The following is a 15,105-nucleotide window of genomic DNA, read 5'->3' on the forward strand; positions in this document are numbered from 1 at the left end:
GGCGGTAGGTTTACCGGCGCGCCGGTGGGGTGACGCCTCCCGGCCCTGGCGCCGCACCGCGTTCCGTGACGTCGCGCCGGTTTGTTCGGCGGCTCCGAATTTCCAGCGAAACTTAGGTTTACCTAAGTGATGCACGGCATTTTCCAGGGTTCGGGCGCGGCTTGCCCAGCGATCGGGAATTACGCAACAATGGCGTTGTGAAAAACGTCGGCGAGCGTCAGCCCACGGTGACCAGCCCGGTCGCCGCTGCCGCGCTGCCCGCGGGCCCCGAGGAGCAGCAGGGCACCCGTCGCCGCGTCGCCCGCTCCATCCTCGATCACGGGCCCTCGACCGCCGCCGAACTGGCCACCCGGCTGGAACTCACCCAGGCGGCCGTCCGCCGTCATCTGGACGCGCTGGTCGCCGAGGGAATCGTCGAGCCGCGGGAGAAGCGGGTCTACGGGTCGCGGGGACGCGGCCGGCCCGCCAAGGTCTTCGCCCTCACCGACGGCGGCCGTGACGCCTTCGACCAGTCCTACGACGAACTGGCCGTGGAGGCGATGCGCTGGATCGCGCGCGGCGCAGGCGGAGGCAAGCTCGGCGAGGCCGCGGTTCTCGCCTTCGCCCGGGCCCGCGCCGCGGCCCTCGCCGAGAAGTACGGCGCGGCCCTCGACCGGGTCCCGCCCGAGCAGCGCACCGCCGCCCTGGCGGAGGAGCTGTCCCGGGACGGCTACGCCGCCACCGCCCGCTCCGCCCCCGGCTCGGCGGGCGAACAACTCTGTCAGCACCACTGCCCGGTCGCGCACGCCGCCGAGCGGTTCCCGCAGCTCTGCGAGGCGGAGACGGAGATCTTCTCCACCCTGCTGGGCACGCACGTACAGCGCCTGGCGACCATCGCCCACGGCGACGGCGTGTGCACCACCTACGTACCCCGCAAGCCCCATGGCACCAGGGCGCCGCGCGCGTCCAGGACCGCACCATCACGCACCGCCGGGAGGAACCCCGCATGACGCTCCCCACGGAGACCGCTCACCCCGAGCTCGACGGACTGGGCACCTACGAATACGGCTGGGCCGACTCTGACGCCGCAGGCGCCACGGCGAAGCGCGGCCTCTCCGAGGACGTCGTCCGCGACATCTCGGGCAAGAAGTCGGAGCCGGACTGGATGCTCAAGCTCCGGCTCAAGGGGCTGAAGCTGTTCGGCAAGAAGCCGATGCCCAACTGGGGATCGGACCTGTCGGGCATCGACTTCGACAACATCAAGTACTTCGTGCGCTCCACCGAGAAGCAGGCCCAGTCCTGGGAGGACCTCCCGGAGGACATCAAGAACACCTACGACAGGCTCGGCATCCCGGAGGCGGAGAAGCAGCGGCTGGTCGCCGGTGTCGCCGCCCAGTACGAGTCCGAGGTCGTCTACCACCAGATCCGTGAGGACCTGGAGGCGCAGGGTGTGCTCTTCCTGGACACCGACACCGCGCTGCGGGAGCACCCGGAGATCTTCCAGGAGTACTTCGGCACCGTGATCCCGGCCGGCGACAACAAGTTCGCCGCGCTGAACACGGCCGTGTGGTCGGGCGGGTCCTTCATCTACGTGCCGAAGGGCGTGCACGTGGACATCCCGCTCCAGGCCTACTTCCGGATCAACACCGAGAACATGGGCCAGTTCGAGCGGACGCTGATCATCGTCGACGAGGACGCCTACGTCCACTACGTCGAGGGCTGCACCGCCCCGATCTACCAGTCCGACTCGCTGCACTCGGCGGTCGTGGAGATCATCGTGAAGAAGGGCGGCCGCTGCCGCTACACCACGATCCAGAACTGGTCGAACAACGTCTACAACCTGGTGACCAAGCGCGCGGTGGCCTACGAGGGCGCCACGATGGAGTGGGTCGACGGCAACATCGGCTCCAAGGTCACCATGAAGTACCCGGCCATCTACCTGATGGGCGAGCACGCCAAGGGCGAGACGCTGTCCGTCGCCTTCGCGGGCGAGGGCCAGCACCAGGACGCCGGCGCCAAGATGGTGCACATGGCGCCCCGGACCTCCTCCAACATCGTCTCCAAGTCGGTGGCGCGCGGCGGTGGCCGTACCTCCTACCGCGGCCTGATCGAGATCAGCGAGGGTTCCGAGGGCTCCAAGTCCAACGTCCTGTGCGACGCGCTGCTGGTCGACACGATCTCCCGCTCCGACACCTACCCCTACGTCGACGTCCGCGAGGACGACGTGACGATGGGCCACGAGGCGACCGTCTCCAAGGTGAGCGACGACCAGCTCTTCTACCTGATGAGCCGCGGTCTCTCGGAGGACGAGGCGATGGCGATGATCGTGCGCGGCTTCGTCGAGCCCATCGCCAAGGAGCTGCCCATGGAGTACGCGCTGGAGCTCAACCGGCTGATCGAGCTGCAGATGGAGGGCTCCGTCGGCTAGGAAGACACCGGCGGGCGGCGGCTGCCGCCCGCCGGTGTCCCCCGGCTCCGCGAGGGAGCCCGCTGGCAAGGCCCCTGGGCGTTCGCCGACGGTCCGGGCACACCGCCCGCGGCCGGAGGCGACCGGCGCGCGGGGAGCGAGAACCGAAGCAGAAAGCGAGCATCACGACAGCCATGGCTGAGGCCCTGAATCACACGGCGGCGGCTGCCGAGTCCACCGTCGCCACCCGGATGAGCGCACCGCCGTCCTTCGACGTGGCGGACTTCGCCGTGCCGCACGGCCGCGAGGAGGAGTGGCGTTTCACTCCTCTGGAGCGGCTGCGCGGCCTCCACGACGGCAGCGCGGTCGCCGACGGCGCGCTCAAGGCGGAGATCGACGCCCCCGACGGCGTGACGGTCGAGTCCGTCGGCCGGGACGACGCCCGGATCGGCCGGGCCGGCAAGCCCGTGGACCGGGTCGCCGCCCAGGCGTTCAGCGCGTTCGAGAAGGCCACCGTGGTGACCGTCGCCGAACCGCTGACCGAGCCGGTACGCGTCTCGCTGCACGGCACCGGCGGCGTCTCCTTCGGCCACACGATCTTCGAGCTGAAGCCGTTCGCCGAGGCCGTGATCGTGCTGGACCACACCGGTGACACCGTCCGTGCCGCCAACGTGGAGTTCGTCGTCGGTGACGGCGCCAAGCTCACCGTGGTCTCGGTGCAGGACTGGGACGACACCGCGGTGCACTGCTCGCAGCACAACACGCTGGTCGGCCGGGACGCCACCTTCAAGTCCGTGGTCGTCACCTTCGGCGGCGACCTGGTCCGGCTCCACCCCCGGGTGGAGTACGCCGGGCCCGGCGGCGAGGCGGAGTTCTACGGGCTTTACTTCACCGACGACGGCCAGCACCATGAGCACCGGCTCCTGGTCGACCACAACACCCCGAACTGCCGCAGCAACGTCGCCTACAAGGGCGCGCTGCAGGGCGCGGGTGCCCGTGCGGTGTGGATCGGCGACGTGCTGATCCGCGCGGCCGCCACCGGCACCGACACCTACGAGCTCAACCGCAACCTCGTCCTCACCGACGGCGCGCGCGTGGACTCGGTCCCCAACCTGGAGATCGAGACCGGCGAGATCGTCGGCGCCGGCCACGCCTCGGCGACCGGCCGGTTCGACGACGAGCAGCTGTTCTACCTGATGGCGCGCGGTATCCCGATGGAGGAGGCGCGCCGGCTGGTGGTGCGAGGCTTCTTCGGTGAGCTGCTCCAGCAGATCGGCGTCCCCGACGTCGAGGAGCGCCTGGTGGCGAAGCTGGAGGCCGAGCTGGCGGAGTCGATCGGATGACCGCGACCGGAGCCTTCGTACGGGCGTGCGCGCTCGGGGAGCTGGAGGAGGACACCCCTAAGCGGGTGGAACTCGACGGCGTCCCCGTGGCCGTGGTCCGCACCGAGGGCGAGGTCCACGCGGTGAACGACATCTGCTCGCACGCCAACGTCTCGCTCTCCGAGGGCGAGGTGGACGACTGCAAGATCGAGTGCTGGCTGCACGGTTCGATGTTCGACCTGCGCACCGGCGAGCCGTCCGGCCTCCCGGCCACCCGCCCCATCTCTGTCTACCCCGTAAAGATCGAAGGAGACGGCCCCGACGCGGCTGTGCTCGTCTCCGTCACCCAGGAGTCCTGAGTTCCCCATGGCTACCCTTGAGATCAACGACCTGCACGTCTCCGTCGAGGCCGAAGGCGGCCCCACCGAGATCCTGCGCGGTGTCGACCTGACCGTGAAGCAGGGTGAGACCCACGCCATCATGGGGCCCAACGGCTCCGGCAAGTCCACCCTGGCCTACTCGCTGGCCGGACACCCCAAGTACACCGTCACCGGCGGCACCGTCACCCTCGACGGCGAGGACGTCCTGGAGATGTCCGTCGACGAGCGCGCCCGCGCCGGCGTCTTCCTCGCCATGCAGTACCCGGTCGAGGTGCCCGGCGTCTCCGTCTCCAACTTCCTGCGCACCTCAGCCACCGCGATCCGGGGCGAGGCACCCAAGCTCCGCACCTGGATCAAGGAGGTCAAGGAGACGATGGCGGGTCTGGAGATGGACCCGTCGTTCGCCGAGCGCAACGTGAACGAGGGCTTCTCCGGCGGTGAGAAGAAGCGCCACGAGATCCTGCAGCTGGAGCTGCTGAAGCCGAAGATCGCGATCCTCGACGAGACCGACTCCGGCCTCGACATCGACGCGCTGCGCGTGGTCTCCGAGGGCGTCAACCGGGTCCGCTCCGGCGGCGACACCGGCACCCTGCTGATCACCCACTACACCCGCATCCTCCGCTACATCAAGCCCGACCACGTGCACGTGTTCGCCAAGGGCCGGATCGTGGAGTCGGGCGGCGCCGAGCTGGCCGACAAGCTGGAGGCCGAAGGCTACGAGCAGTACGTGAAGGGCGGCGCATCGTCATGACCACCCCGCGCCCTGTGCTCCCGGGCCTCCTGGACACGGAGGCGATCCGCAAGGACTTCCCGGTCCTCGACCGGGAGATCCACGACGGCAAACGGCTGGTGTACCTGGACAACGCGGCGACCTCGCAGAAGCCGCGCCAGGTGCTCGACGCGCTCAGCGGCTACTACGAGCGCCACAACGCCAACGTCCACCGCGGCGTGCACGTGCTCGCCGAGGAGGCCACCGCGCTCTACGAGGGCGCCCGCGACAAGGTCGCGGCGTTCGTCAACGCGCCCAGCCGCGACGAGGTGATCTTCACCAAGAACGCCTCGGAGTCGCTGAACCTGGTCGCCAACATGCTCGGCTGGGCCGACGAGCCCTACCGGGTCGACGACCAGACCGAGATCGTCATCACCGAGATGGAGCACCACTCCAACATCGTCCCGTGGCAGCTGCTGGCGCAGCGCACCGGCGCGAAGCTGAAGTGGTTCGGTCTCACCGACGACGGCCGGCTGGACCTCTCGGCGATCGACGAGATCATCACCGAGCGCACCAAGATCGTGTCGTTCACGCTGGTCTCCAACATCCTGGGCACCCACAACCCGGTCGAGGCGATCGTCCGGCGCGCCCAGGAGGTCGGCGCGCTGGTGCTGATCGACGCCTCGCAGGCGGCGCCGCACATGGTGCTGGACGTCCAGGCGCTCCAGGCCGACTTCGTCGCCTTCACCGGACACAAGATGTGCGGGCCCACCGGCATCGGCGTGCTGTGGGGGCGGCAGGAGCTGCTGGAGGACCTGCCGCCGTTCCTCGGCGGCGGCGAGATGATCGAGACCGTCTCGATGAGTTCCTCCACCTACGCACCGGCACCGCACAAGTTCGAGGCCGGCACCCCGCCGATCGCGCAGGCGGTCGGGCTGGGCGCGGCGGTGGACTACCTCTCCGCCATCGGCATGGAGAAGATCGCCGCGCACGAGCACGCGATCACCGAGTACGCGCTGTCCCGGCTGAAGGACATCCCCGGGCTGCGGATCATCGGCCCGCCGACGGCCGAGGACCGGGGCGCGGCGATCTCGTTCGCGCTCGGCGACATCCATCCCCACGACGTGGGGCAGGTGCTGGACGAACTCGGCATCGCGGTCCGGGTGGGCCACCACTGCGCCCGCCCGGTCTGCCTGCGGTACGGAATTCCGGCGACCACGCGTGCGTCGTTCTATCTGTACTCCACCCCGGCCGAGGTCGACGCCCTGGCCGACGGGCTGGAGCACGTTCGGAACTTCTTCGGGTGAGGATGCGGGTAGCGACGTGAAGCTGGACTCCATGTACCAGGACGTGATCCTGGACCACTACAAGCACCCCCACGGGCGTGGCCTGCGGGAGGGCGACGCCGAGGTGCACCATGTGAACCCCACCTGCGGCGACGAGATCACGCTGCGGGTGCGGCTGGACGGCGACACGGTCGCCGACGTCAGTTACGAGGGGCAGGGCTGTTCGATCAGCCAGGCCAGCGCGTCGGTCCTGAACGAACTGCTGGTCGGCAAGGACCTCGACGAGGCCCGCCGCGTCCAGGAGTCGTTCCTGGAACTGATGCAGTCCAAGGGGCAGCTGACCCCGGACGACGCCATGGAGGAACTGCTGGAGGACGCCGTGGCGTTCGCCGGCGTGTCCAAGTACCCGGCCCGCGTGAAATGCGCGCTGCTGAGCTGGATGGCATGGAAGGACGCCACCGGCCAGGCACTGGAGGAGAAGACCTCATGACCGACATCACTGCCAAGCCCGCCTCCGAGGAGGAGGTCCGCGAGGCGCTGTACGACGTCGTCGACCCCGAACTGGGCATCGACGTGGTCAACCTCGGCCTCATCTACGGCGTGCACGTCGACGACGACAACACGGCGACGCTCGACATGACGCTGACCTCGGCGGCCTGCCCGCTGACCGACGTCATCGAGGACCAGGCCAAGTCGGCCACCGAGGGCCTGGTCAAGGAACTGAAGATCAACTGGGTCTGGATGCCCCCGTGGGGCCCGGACAAGATCACCGACGAGGGGCGCGAGCAGCTGCGCGCGCTCGGCTTCAACGTCTGATCAAGCGTCCGGCCCGGCCCCTGGCCGGTGATCGCCCGCACGCGCCTCGCCCGTCGCCTCCTCCCGCTCCGCGCGGGCCGGAGGCGGCGGGCGATGTGCGTTTTCGGCGGTGGTGCGACGGGTCGGCGTGCGCGCCGTGGGGCGCGGAGCGGTCATCCGGTGGCGGTGATCCGTTTCTCGAACCAGTGGTCCGCGTAACCCTCGTCGTTGAAGGCCGGCACCTCGCGGAAGCCGCACGCCCGGTACAGCGAGACGGCCGCCTCCAGTGTGTGGTGGGTGTCCAGTCGCAGCAGGGTCCGCCCCTGCCCGGCGGCTCGCAGTTCCAGTTCGGTCAGCAGCCGGCGGCCCAGGCCGAGGCCCCGCGCCTGGGGCGAGACCCACATCCGCTTGATCTCGGCGGGAGCGTCGCGCGGCAGTTTCAGCCCGGCGCAGCCCACGGCCTCACCGTGGCTGCGTGCCACCAGGAACAGGCCGCGGGGTGGGCGGAGTTCGCCCGCGTCGGGCAGCAGGCTCCGTTCCGGGTCGAACCCGGTGGGCAGCACCGCCTCCATCTCGGTGAAGTAGGACCGCAGGCAGTCCCGGGCGTCCGTGGATTCCGGGTCGATGTCGTCCAGCGTCACGGTGGCTGCGGTCAGCAGCCGGTCCACCTCCGCCATGGCGGAGACCAGCCGGGCCCGCTGGCCGTCGTTGAGAGGCACCAGCAGTGAGCCGGCCAGCTCGTCGCTCCGGCGGTCCAGCGTCGCCAGCTCCGTGCGGCCCGCCTCGGTAAGGGTGACGGCGCGGATCCGGCGGTCCCGCCGCCCCGGCTCCACCGTGACCAGACCGTCGGACTCCAGGGAGCGCAGCAGCCTGCTGACGTAGCCGGAGTCGAGACCGAGCCGCTCGCGCAGCCGCCGGACGTCCTGCCCGGAGTCGCCGATCTCCCACAGCAGCCGGGCCTGGCCGATGGGCCGGTCACGGCCGAGGTAGCGATCGTGGAGCACGCCCACGCGCTCGGTGACGGTGCGGTTGAACCGCCGCACCCCGTCGATCTGTGCACTGTCCATCCTCTGACTCTAGTCAGAGGGTTGGTGGCGCCGTGTCCGGCCCCCGTCCCGGTCCCATGCCGGTGCGGGGGACCGTCCCCGTACGCCCGGCGTGCGGGGCCCGGCAGCCGGGCCGTCGGGCGGCCGCAACGTCGGCTTCATGCTCTTCGTGCGGCGCCGTTCACCCCCCGTACACCCCGCGCACCGAACGCGGTCACGGCGGCTGCCTACCGTGCCCGTGCCGACGCCGGATCTGCGGCGCATGGGGAGGAGACTGACGGGTGCAGCTGAGAATCGGAAAACCGGCGCGACGCCAGACGGAGGCCGACAGGACCGCCACCGCCGACGCGGAGGAGACCGCCACACCCGAACTGGCACGCCGCGTCCGCGACTGTGCCATTGCCGGCGGGCAGCAGAGCGGCAACCCCGACCCCGCCCGCGCCCGCTTCGCCGAGGCGGTGAGCACGCTGCTGACCGCCTACGCCGAGGCCGCCGCCTCCCCGAAGCAGGCCGCGGAACTGCTGGGCCCCGACGGACGCTGGGCCGCCGCCCACCCCGAACTCTTCGAGGCGCTCCTCCAGACCGGCCGCGCCGCGGCCGCCGTCGGCACCGACGACCTGCGACGGCTGGCGCTCCGCGTCACCGACACCCTGCTGGGGGTGCGCGCCGGCTCCCGCGCCGGATGGCGGCTGCGCGCCCGCGTCCTGGAGTCGCTGGGGGAGGACGCCGAGGCGGTGCGCGCGCTGGAGAAGTACCTCGCGCTGTGCTCGGCCGACGACCACGGCACCGGAGCCCGCATCGACGGCCTGCGCGCCAGCCGGGACCGGCTGGGGGAGTGCCTGGACCTGCTCCGCGAACTCCACCCCACCGCCCCCGCCCGCGCCGCCGGGGCCGGGCGCAGCGACCTGTGGGCCGAGGGACTCGCCCTGCGCGAGGCGGGCGAGCCGGCCGCCGCGGCGGAACGGATGACCGCCGCCCTGATCGTGATGACGGACGAACGCCGCCCCTTCGGTGAACTCGGCGACGCGCTCACCGAGATCGTCGACCTGCTCACCGAACACCCGCCCGCCGGCGGCCCCCCGCCGCTCAGGCTGCTGGCCGCGTGGGCCGAACACCGCCGGCTCGCCGACCGCGAACCCGCCCCCGCGCCGCTGCTCGGCGGCGCCCGCGTCATCGGCCTCAGCGACCTGCGCAACCAGCTGGCGGGGCGTTCCATCTGCCTGGTCGCCAACTCCCGTCGCGTCGCGGAGGGTTCGATGGGCACCCGGATCGACGACTACGACCTCGTCGTCCGCTTCAACTCCTTCCGGATCGACCCGCCCGCCACCGGCAGCCGCACCGACATCCACGCCACCATCCACAAGCACAACTTCAACTGGGACGTGCCCGTCACCACCCGGCTCGTCTTCGGCGGACGGGCGAGCGCCTGGCAGCACAGCGTCCGGCGCCGCCTGGTCCCCGGCGCGCAGCGCCATGTCGGCGACCGCTCGCTGCGCTGGCCGGTCCGCGAGATCGGACGGCTCACCGAGGAGGAGTGGCCGACCATCCCCACCAGCGGCTTCAACATGCTCTGGCTGCTGGACTTCCTCGACGTCAGCACCCGCATCGACCTGATCGGCTTCGACTTCTACGCCTCCGGCGCCTACCGGCTGCCCGGCGCGATGAAGCTGCCCATCACCTCCGTCCACGGCTACCAGCGCGAACGCGACTGGGTCATGGCCCGCGCCCGGCACACCGACGAGATGAGGACCGCCCTCCGATGAGCACCACCACGCCGAGCCCGGCCACGACCCGTGCCGCCGTGCCGGGAGGCGCCGTGCCGGACAGCACCGACCCGAACTCCGCGCGCCCCGCGGCACAGCCGCTCAAGCGCCGGATCGCGTTCGCCTCCTACGTCGACGAGAACTACCTGCCGGGCTTCCTCACCCTGCTGCGCAGCCTCGCCCTCACCAACCCCGAACTCTGCGAGGACTTCGTCGTCCTCCACGACGACCTGCGGCCCGAGTCCGTGGCCCGCATACGGGCCCTGCACCCCCGCGTCGTGCTGCGCCCCGTCCGCCACGAGCACTACGCGGGGTTCGTCAAGGGTGACCCGCACAACTACCTCGTGCGCAAGGCGTACTTCATCCTGGACGTCTTCACCGTCCGGGACTACGACACCGTCATCACCCTCGACACCGACATGGTGGTGCTGGACCGGCTCGACGAACTGCTGCGGATGCGCGAAGGGCTCGGCGCCGTCGCCCAGTTCTTCCACGGAGAGGACAAGCTCAACAGCGGACTCCTCGTCATCCAGAAGGAGTTCCTCACCGACGCCTTCTGCGCCCGCATCGACGAGACCGGGCTCAGCGGCGCCTACGAACTGGACAAGCACGACCAGGGCATCCTCAACGCCCTGCTCGCCGGGGACTTCGTCCGCGTCGACGCCCGCTACAACTACGTCAAACGCCGCCTCGCCGGAAACCGCCCCGTCCCCGAGGACGTGGCCGTCCTGCACTACACCGGACGCCACAAGCCCTGGCAGGGCGGTGAGACCGGTTACGGCCCGGCCGAGGAGGCGTGGCACCGCTACGACCTGGACGACGCCGGGGTGCGCGAGGCGTTCTTCGCCCTCCCCGGACGCAAACACCCCGAGCTGGTACGGCACTTCGGTCGGCAGGCGGTCCGCGCCGGAGCCGGTCTCGACATCGCGCACCAGCTCGCCGAGGCACTGATGGAGCTGGGCGGCTACCAGGAGGCCGCCGACGTCCTCGGCCCTCGCCACATCCCCGCCGGCCGCGCCCGCACCCATGCCCTCCTCGGCAACGCGCTGATGGCCTGCTCCCGCTACCAGGACGCCGAGACCCACCTGCTGCTGGCCTCCGCCCACCCGGCGACCGCGCCCCGCGCCCACGCCCGCCTCGCCCAGCTGCGCTGGATACTCCACGACGACGAGGGCGCCGCCCGCCACGCGCTGGCCGGCCTGACCGCCGATCCCACCGACCGGATGTGCGGCATCCTCCACCGCCGCACCGCCCCCGTCAGCGGCGGCGGCCGCCCCGAACAGGCGCCGCCCGCCGGACTCAACGGCCGCAGCGACCCCGGAGGCACGCGCGGCGGCAGGCTCGCCCACGTCGCCTTCTACATGGACGGTCAGGGCAACGCCGGAGACAAGGTGCTCCCCGAGGCCGTGCGCCGCTGCTTCGGCGACGACATCGGCCCCGGCGCCTGGCACAGCGAGCACGTCCACCGGCACGTCGACGACGCCGCCCTGGAACGGATCAACAGCCAGCGCGGCCTGGTCATCGGCGGCGGCGGACTGTTCATCCCCGACACCTCGCCCAACGGCAACAGCGCCTGGCAGTGGAACGTCACCGACGAGGCGATCCGCCGCGTCGAGGTCCCCGTCGCCGTCTTCGCCGTCGGCTACAACACCTTCGAGGGCCAGGGCTACGCCCGCGAACGGTTCACCCGCAGCCTGCGCACCCTGGTCGAGAAGGCCGCCTTCTTCGGCCTGCGCAACCACGGCTCGGTCGAACGGGTCCGCGACCTGCTGCCGCCCGAACTGCGCGCCAAGGTCGTCCACCAGCCCTGCCCCACCACCGTCGCCCGCCAACTGGTGCCCGGATGGCGCGACCCCGCCGAACGCGACGACACGGTGCTGCTCAACATCGCCTTCGACCGGGCCGGACTGCGCTTCGGCCACGACTACGGCCACGTCCTGGCCCAGCTCGCGCACGCCGTCCGCAGGCTGGGGGAGCACGCCGAGGTCCGCTACGCCGCGCACGCCGTCACCGACGACACCTTCGTCACCGACCTGCGCCGCGAGCACGGCATCACCCTGCCGGTGCTGCCGATGTACGACTGGTCCACCGACCGCATCCTCAGCGAGTACGCCCGGACCCGCCTGGTCATCGGAGCCCGGGGACACGCCGGGATGATCCCCTTCGGCGTCGGCACGCCCATCGTGTCGCTGATCTCCCACCCCAAGCTCGGCTACTTCCTGCGCGACATCGACCGCCCCGACTGGGGTGTCTCCGTGCACGAGCGGCACCTCGGGGAGCTGCTGACCGAGCGCGCCGGAGCCCTGCTGGAACGGCACGAGGCCACCGTCGCGGACGTGCACGACCGGCAGCGGCTGCTGTGGAGGACGACCGAGGAGAACCTGGCCGGGCTGCGCCCGCTGCTGGGGTGAGGCTCGTGGTCGGCCGCCGGCCGCCGGCCACCGGCCGCTGAACACCGGACACCCGGACACCCGGCCACCCGGCCACCGGCCTGGCGGGCCGGGCGCACGACGCGCCCGGTCCGCCCGGCGGACCGGTTCGCCCGGTCCGCCGCCCGCCCGTTAGCGTGTGGGCATGACCGCACCTCACACCGCCTCCGGCGCCGTCGCGACCGGTCTCGCCACTCTCGCCGCCGACGGCACCGTCCTCGACACCTGGTTCCCGTCCCCCGAACTCGTCGCCGAACCCGGCCCCTCCGGCACCGAGCGGCTCAACCCGGTGCACGCCGCCGAGCAACTCGGCGAGAGCGTCGGCCAGATCCTCGGGCCCGACCCGGTCCGCGGTGTGGAGATCGTCGCGGTGCGCACCGTCATCTCCTCCCTCGCGGAGAAGCCGGCGGACGCCCACGACGGCTACCTGCGCCTGCACCTGCTCAGCCACCGGCTCGTCGCCCCGCACGGCGCCAACCTCGACGGCGTCTTCGGCCTGCTCGCCAATGTCGCGTGGACCTCGCTCGGCCCGGTCCCCGCCGACCGCGTGGAGCAGGTCCGGCTCGCCGCCCGTGCCACCGGCGCCCACCTCGCGGTGACCAGCGTCGACAAGTTCCCCCGGATGACCGACTACGTCGTGCCCGCCGGGGTCCGGATCGCCGACGCCGACCGTGTCCGGCTCGGGGCCCACCTCGCCGCCGGAACCACCGTGATGCACGAGGGCTTCGTCAACTTCAACGCCGGCACGCTCGGCACCTCGATGGTCGAGGGCCGCATCAGCGCGGGCGTCGTCGTCGGCGACGGCTCCGACATCGGCGGCGGTGCCTCGATCATGGGCACCCTCTCCGGTGGCGGCAAGCAGACCATCTCGCTCGGCGAGCGCTGCCTGCTCGGCGCGGAGGCCGGTATCGGCATCTCCCTGGGTGACGACTGCGTCGTCGAGGCCGGGCTGTACGTCACCGCCGGCACCCGGGTGACGCTGCCCGACGGCGAGACGGTGAAGGCCGTCGAGCTGTCCGGCGCGAGCAACCTCCTCTACCGCCGGAACTCCACCACCGGCACCGTCGAGGCGCTGCAGCGCAGCGGCTCCTGGGGTGGGCTCAACGCCGCGCTGCACAGCCACAACTGACGCGCCGTCGGTCCGCCGGCGGCCCGGTTTCGGCCCCGCCGCCACCGGCGCCCGGCGGGGCCGCACGCCCGCCGGGCGCCACCGGGCGGCGGGGCCCGGGGCGTGCGCACTGCCGGGGACAAATCCCGATTAGGGTGGTGTCCGGCCACAGCCAGCGTTGACCTAGGAGCCCCGCACGATGTCCGGTGCCGACCGTCCCACCCTGCCGCCCGTGCGGCTGCCCGCCGAAGCCGAACTGGCCCGGGACGCCCTCGCCTCCCCGCTGCTGGCCCGGGCCGCCCGCCTCGCCCGCTGGGCCGAGGCGGGAGTCCCGGTCGGCGCCGGGGGAGAACTCCTCGACGCCGACCTGGCGCGCGCCGTGACCCACCTGGAGCTGGAGGCCGACGAGGACGGCGCCGCCTCCGCCGCCGAGGCGTGGTGCTTCGCCGTCGACACGGGACTGGTCGAGATCGACGAGTCCGACGACGCCCCGGCCGCGGACGGCGCCGACGAGGCCACCGTCGGCAGCGCCACCCCGGGCGAGGAGCTGACGCTGCTCACCACCGGCGGCCCCTCCGACATCCTGGAGATCTGGGCGGGTGGCCTCGACGCCGTCCTGGCCGACGCCGCGACGCCCAGCTTCGAGTCCCTGCTCGGCGGCATGGAAGGCGTGATCGACGCCTCCGGCGAGATCGACCCCGACGCCATCGACCTCGACTCCCTCGACTGGGACCCCGAGGAGGAGGGCGAGTTCCTGGACTCCGCCCTCGGCAACCTCTACCTGCTGACCGCCACGGACGAGGACGTCGCCGCCGGGGCCATGGTGCCCCTCCCCGTCGTCGCCGCCTCCATGGTCGTCCCCGACGACATGGGGGAGCCCACCGACGAGGTGCTGGAGGAGGTGTCGTCGGTGATGATGCGGCTGGACGAGCAGTTCCGCATCCTGGTCGCCACCGGCCTCCTGGAGTACGACCCGGTCGACGACACCCTCGTCACCGACGTCACCGACATCGCCGACGGTGAGGCCGAGTCGCCGCCGCTGCCCGACGACGAGGAGGACCTCACCCGATACGGGCAGGTCCGGCTGACCCCGCTCGGCCTGCACGGCGTTCGGCAGCGCATGCTCGGTGCCGGGCTGGAGGTACCGGTCGTCGGCGACCTCTCCGAGGAGAAGGCCGAGGTGCTGCTGCTCGCCCTCGCCGATCTGCCCGAGGCGGCCGCCCACGCCGAGGTGCAGCAGTGGCTCGCCGCACGCGAGCCCCTGGCCGCCACGCGTGAACTGCTCGCCGCCGCCCGTGGCGAGGACCCGCTGGCACCCGGTCGACGCCTCACCTGCCAGCTCGCCCTGTCGTTCGTCGGCGCCGACGCCGAGCCCGCCCTGCGTGAGGTGCTGGACGACCCCGAGCTGGGCGGACTGTCCCGCGTCTGGCTGACCGAGCGCGGCGCGGCCGATGTGCCGCCGCCCTCGGAGGAGCTGGTCTTCTGGCTCACCGTCGACACCCTCGCGGCCCAGCTGGACGACGCCGACCAGTCAGGACTCCAGGAACTGGTCAGCGGCCTCTCCGACCAGCACAGCGGCTTCTTCGAGCACGCCTGGCAGGTCGACCACCCGGCCACCGCGGACGTGCTGGAGGCCGTCGGCCGCCTCCACCCGGACCGCACCCTGGCGAAGGAGGCCCGCCGCGCCGCCAACCGGGCGCGCTCCCGTGCGGGGGAGCGCGCCGCGGAGTAGAGACCGCGCGCCTCGGGTGAGAGGCGCGTTCGACGTGGGCCCGGGCGGCCGACCGTGAGACGGTCGGCCGCCCGCCGCGTGCGCCCCGCGCTCCTGCGCCGTCCGCGCCCCCCGCGCACAACACATGCGAACCGCGGCGCTCGTTTCCG

Annotated in this window: 13 protein-coding genes; 12 read left to right on the forward strand and 1 reads right to left on the reverse strand. The window is 71.9% G+C overall.

From position 1 onward, the window contains the following. Window positions 1–197 precede the first annotated feature (197 nt). From E0D90_RS05440 to E0D90_RS05475, 8 genes are all read left to right on the forward strand, one after another. Window positions 198–989 (forward strand): helix-turn-helix transcriptional regulator, encoded by a 792-nt coding sequence (locus tag E0D90_RS05440; protein ID WP_130796807.1) that lies wholly within the window; start codon window positions 198–200, stop codon window positions 987–989. Continuing rightward, entirely contained in the window at window positions 986–2,407 is a 1,422-nt protein-coding gene (gene sufB / locus E0D90_RS05445) for a Fe-S cluster assembly protein SufB (protein ID WP_103504147.1), read from the forward strand. Before E0D90_RS05440 ends, sufB begins: the two co-directional genes overlap by 4 nt. Before the next feature lie 173 nt (window positions 2,408–2,580). Further along, the gene (gene sufD, locus E0D90_RS05450; protein ID WP_103504146.1) at window positions 2,581–3,729 is read left to right on the forward strand and encodes a Fe-S cluster assembly protein SufD; all 1,149 of its coding nucleotides are present in this window, start codon (window positions 2,581–2,583) and stop codon (window positions 3,727–3,729) included. Then, window positions 3,726–4,067 (forward strand): non-heme iron oxygenase ferredoxin subunit, encoded by a 342-nt coding sequence (locus tag E0D90_RS05455; RefSeq protein ID WP_103504144.1) that lies wholly within the window; start codon window positions 3,726–3,728, stop codon window positions 4,065–4,067. Before sufD ends, E0D90_RS05455 begins: the two co-directional genes overlap by 4 nt. Window positions 4,068–4,074: 7 nt before the next feature. Continuing rightward, a complete protein-coding gene (gene sufC, locus E0D90_RS05460) occupies window positions 4,075–4,839 on the forward strand; it encodes a Fe-S cluster assembly ATPase SufC (protein ID WP_103504142.1) in 765 nt (254 codons plus the stop codon). Further along, complete coding sequence (locus E0D90_RS05465; protein ID WP_103504140.1) at window positions 4,836–6,104, forward strand: cysteine desulfurase; 1,269 nt, start codon at window positions 4,836–4,838, stop codon at window positions 6,102–6,104. Before sufC ends, E0D90_RS05465 begins: the two co-directional genes overlap by 4 nt. Before the next feature lie 16 nt (window positions 6,105–6,120). Then, entirely contained in the window at window positions 6,121–6,573 is a 453-nt protein-coding gene (gene sufU / locus E0D90_RS05470; RefSeq protein ID WP_103504139.1) for a Fe-S cluster assembly sulfur transfer protein SufU, read from the forward strand. Then, the gene (locus tag E0D90_RS05475) at window positions 6,570–6,899 is read left to right on the forward strand and encodes a metal-sulfur cluster assembly factor (RefSeq protein ID WP_103504137.1); all 330 of its coding nucleotides are present in this window, start codon (window positions 6,570–6,572) and stop codon (window positions 6,897–6,899) included. Before sufU ends, E0D90_RS05475 begins: the two co-directional genes overlap by 4 nt. Before the next feature lie 152 nt (window positions 6,900–7,051). Here E0D90_RS05475 and E0D90_RS05480 read toward each other — a convergent pair whose 3' ends face one another. Continuing rightward, on the reverse strand, window positions 7,052–7,945 hold the full coding sequence (locus E0D90_RS05480; RefSeq protein ID WP_130796808.1) for a bifunctional helix-turn-helix transcriptional regulator/GNAT family N-acetyltransferase: 894 nt from the start codon (window positions 7,943–7,945) through the stop codon (window positions 7,052–7,054). 260 nt (window positions 7,946–8,205) lie between these two features. Here E0D90_RS05480 and E0D90_RS05485 point away from each other — a divergent pair, with 260 nt between their 5' ends. The 4 genes from E0D90_RS05485 to E0D90_RS05500 all read left to right on the forward strand — a co-directional run bounded on the left by E0D90_RS05485 (window position 8,206) and on the right by E0D90_RS05500 (window position 14,956). Beyond that, on the forward strand, window positions 8,206–9,687 hold the full coding sequence (locus E0D90_RS05485) for a glycosyltransferase family 29 protein (RefSeq protein ID WP_227870012.1): 1,482 nt from the start codon (window positions 8,206–8,208) through the stop codon (window positions 9,685–9,687). Then, entirely contained in the window at window positions 9,684–12,098 is a 2,415-nt protein-coding gene (locus tag E0D90_RS05490) for a glycosyltransferase (RefSeq protein WP_130796809.1), read from the forward strand. The genes E0D90_RS05485 and E0D90_RS05490 overlap by 4 nt, the downstream gene beginning before the upstream one ends. Window positions 12,099–12,261: 163 nt before the next feature. Next, a complete protein-coding gene (gene dapD, locus E0D90_RS05495; RefSeq protein ID WP_103504162.1) occupies window positions 12,262–13,245 on the forward strand; it encodes a 2,3,4,5-tetrahydropyridine-2,6-dicarboxylate N-succinyltransferase in 984 nt (327 codons plus the stop codon). 178 nt (window positions 13,246–13,423) lie between these two features. After that, window positions 13,424–14,956: a hypothetical protein gene (locus E0D90_RS05500; RefSeq protein ID WP_130796810.1), complete on the forward strand. Its 1,533-nt coding sequence runs from the start codon at window positions 13,424–13,426 to the stop codon at window positions 14,954–14,956. The last annotated feature ends 149 nt before the right edge of the window (window positions 14,957–15,105 follow it).

This window comes from Streptomyces otsuchiensis (assembly GCF_004305975.1).
Lineage (GTDB): Bacteria > Actinomycetota > Actinomycetes > Streptomycetales > Streptomycetaceae > Streptomyces > Streptomyces otsuchiensis.

Coding starts and splice junctions, on each gene's coding strand:
- sufB (WP_103504147.1), top strand. CDS start 986: ATGACGCTCCCCACGGAGACCGCTCACCCCGAGCTCGACGGACTGGGC.
- sufD (WP_103504146.1), top strand. CDS start 2,581: ATGGCTGAGGCCCTGAATCACACGGCGGCGGCTGCCGAGTCCACCGTC.
- E0D90_RS05455 (WP_103504144.1), top strand. CDS start 3,726: ATGACCGCGACCGGAGCCTTCGTACGGGCGTGCGCGCTCGGGGAGCTG.
- sufC (WP_103504142.1), top strand. CDS start 4,075: ATGGCTACCCTTGAGATCAACGACCTGCACGTCTCCGTCGAGGCCGAA.
- E0D90_RS05465 (WP_103504140.1), top strand. CDS start 4,836: ATGACCACCCCGCGCCCTGTGCTCCCGGGCCTCCTGGACACGGAGGCG.
- E0D90_RS05475 (WP_103504137.1), top strand. CDS start 6,570: ATGACCGACATCACTGCCAAGCCCGCCTCCGAGGAGGAGGTCCGCGAG.
- E0D90_RS05480 (WP_130796808.1), bottom strand. CDS start 7,945: ATGGACAGTGCACAGATCGACGGGGTGCGGCGGTTCAACCGCACCGTC.
- E0D90_RS05490 (WP_130796809.1), top strand. CDS start 9,684: ATGAGCACCACCACGCCGAGCCCGGCCACGACCCGTGCCGCCGTGCCG.
- dapD (WP_103504162.1), top strand. CDS start 12,262: ATGACCGCACCTCACACCGCCTCCGGCGCCGTCGCGACCGGTCTCGCC.
- E0D90_RS05500 (WP_130796810.1), top strand. CDS start 13,424: ATGTCCGGTGCCGACCGTCCCACCCTGCCGCCCGTGCGGCTGCCCGCC.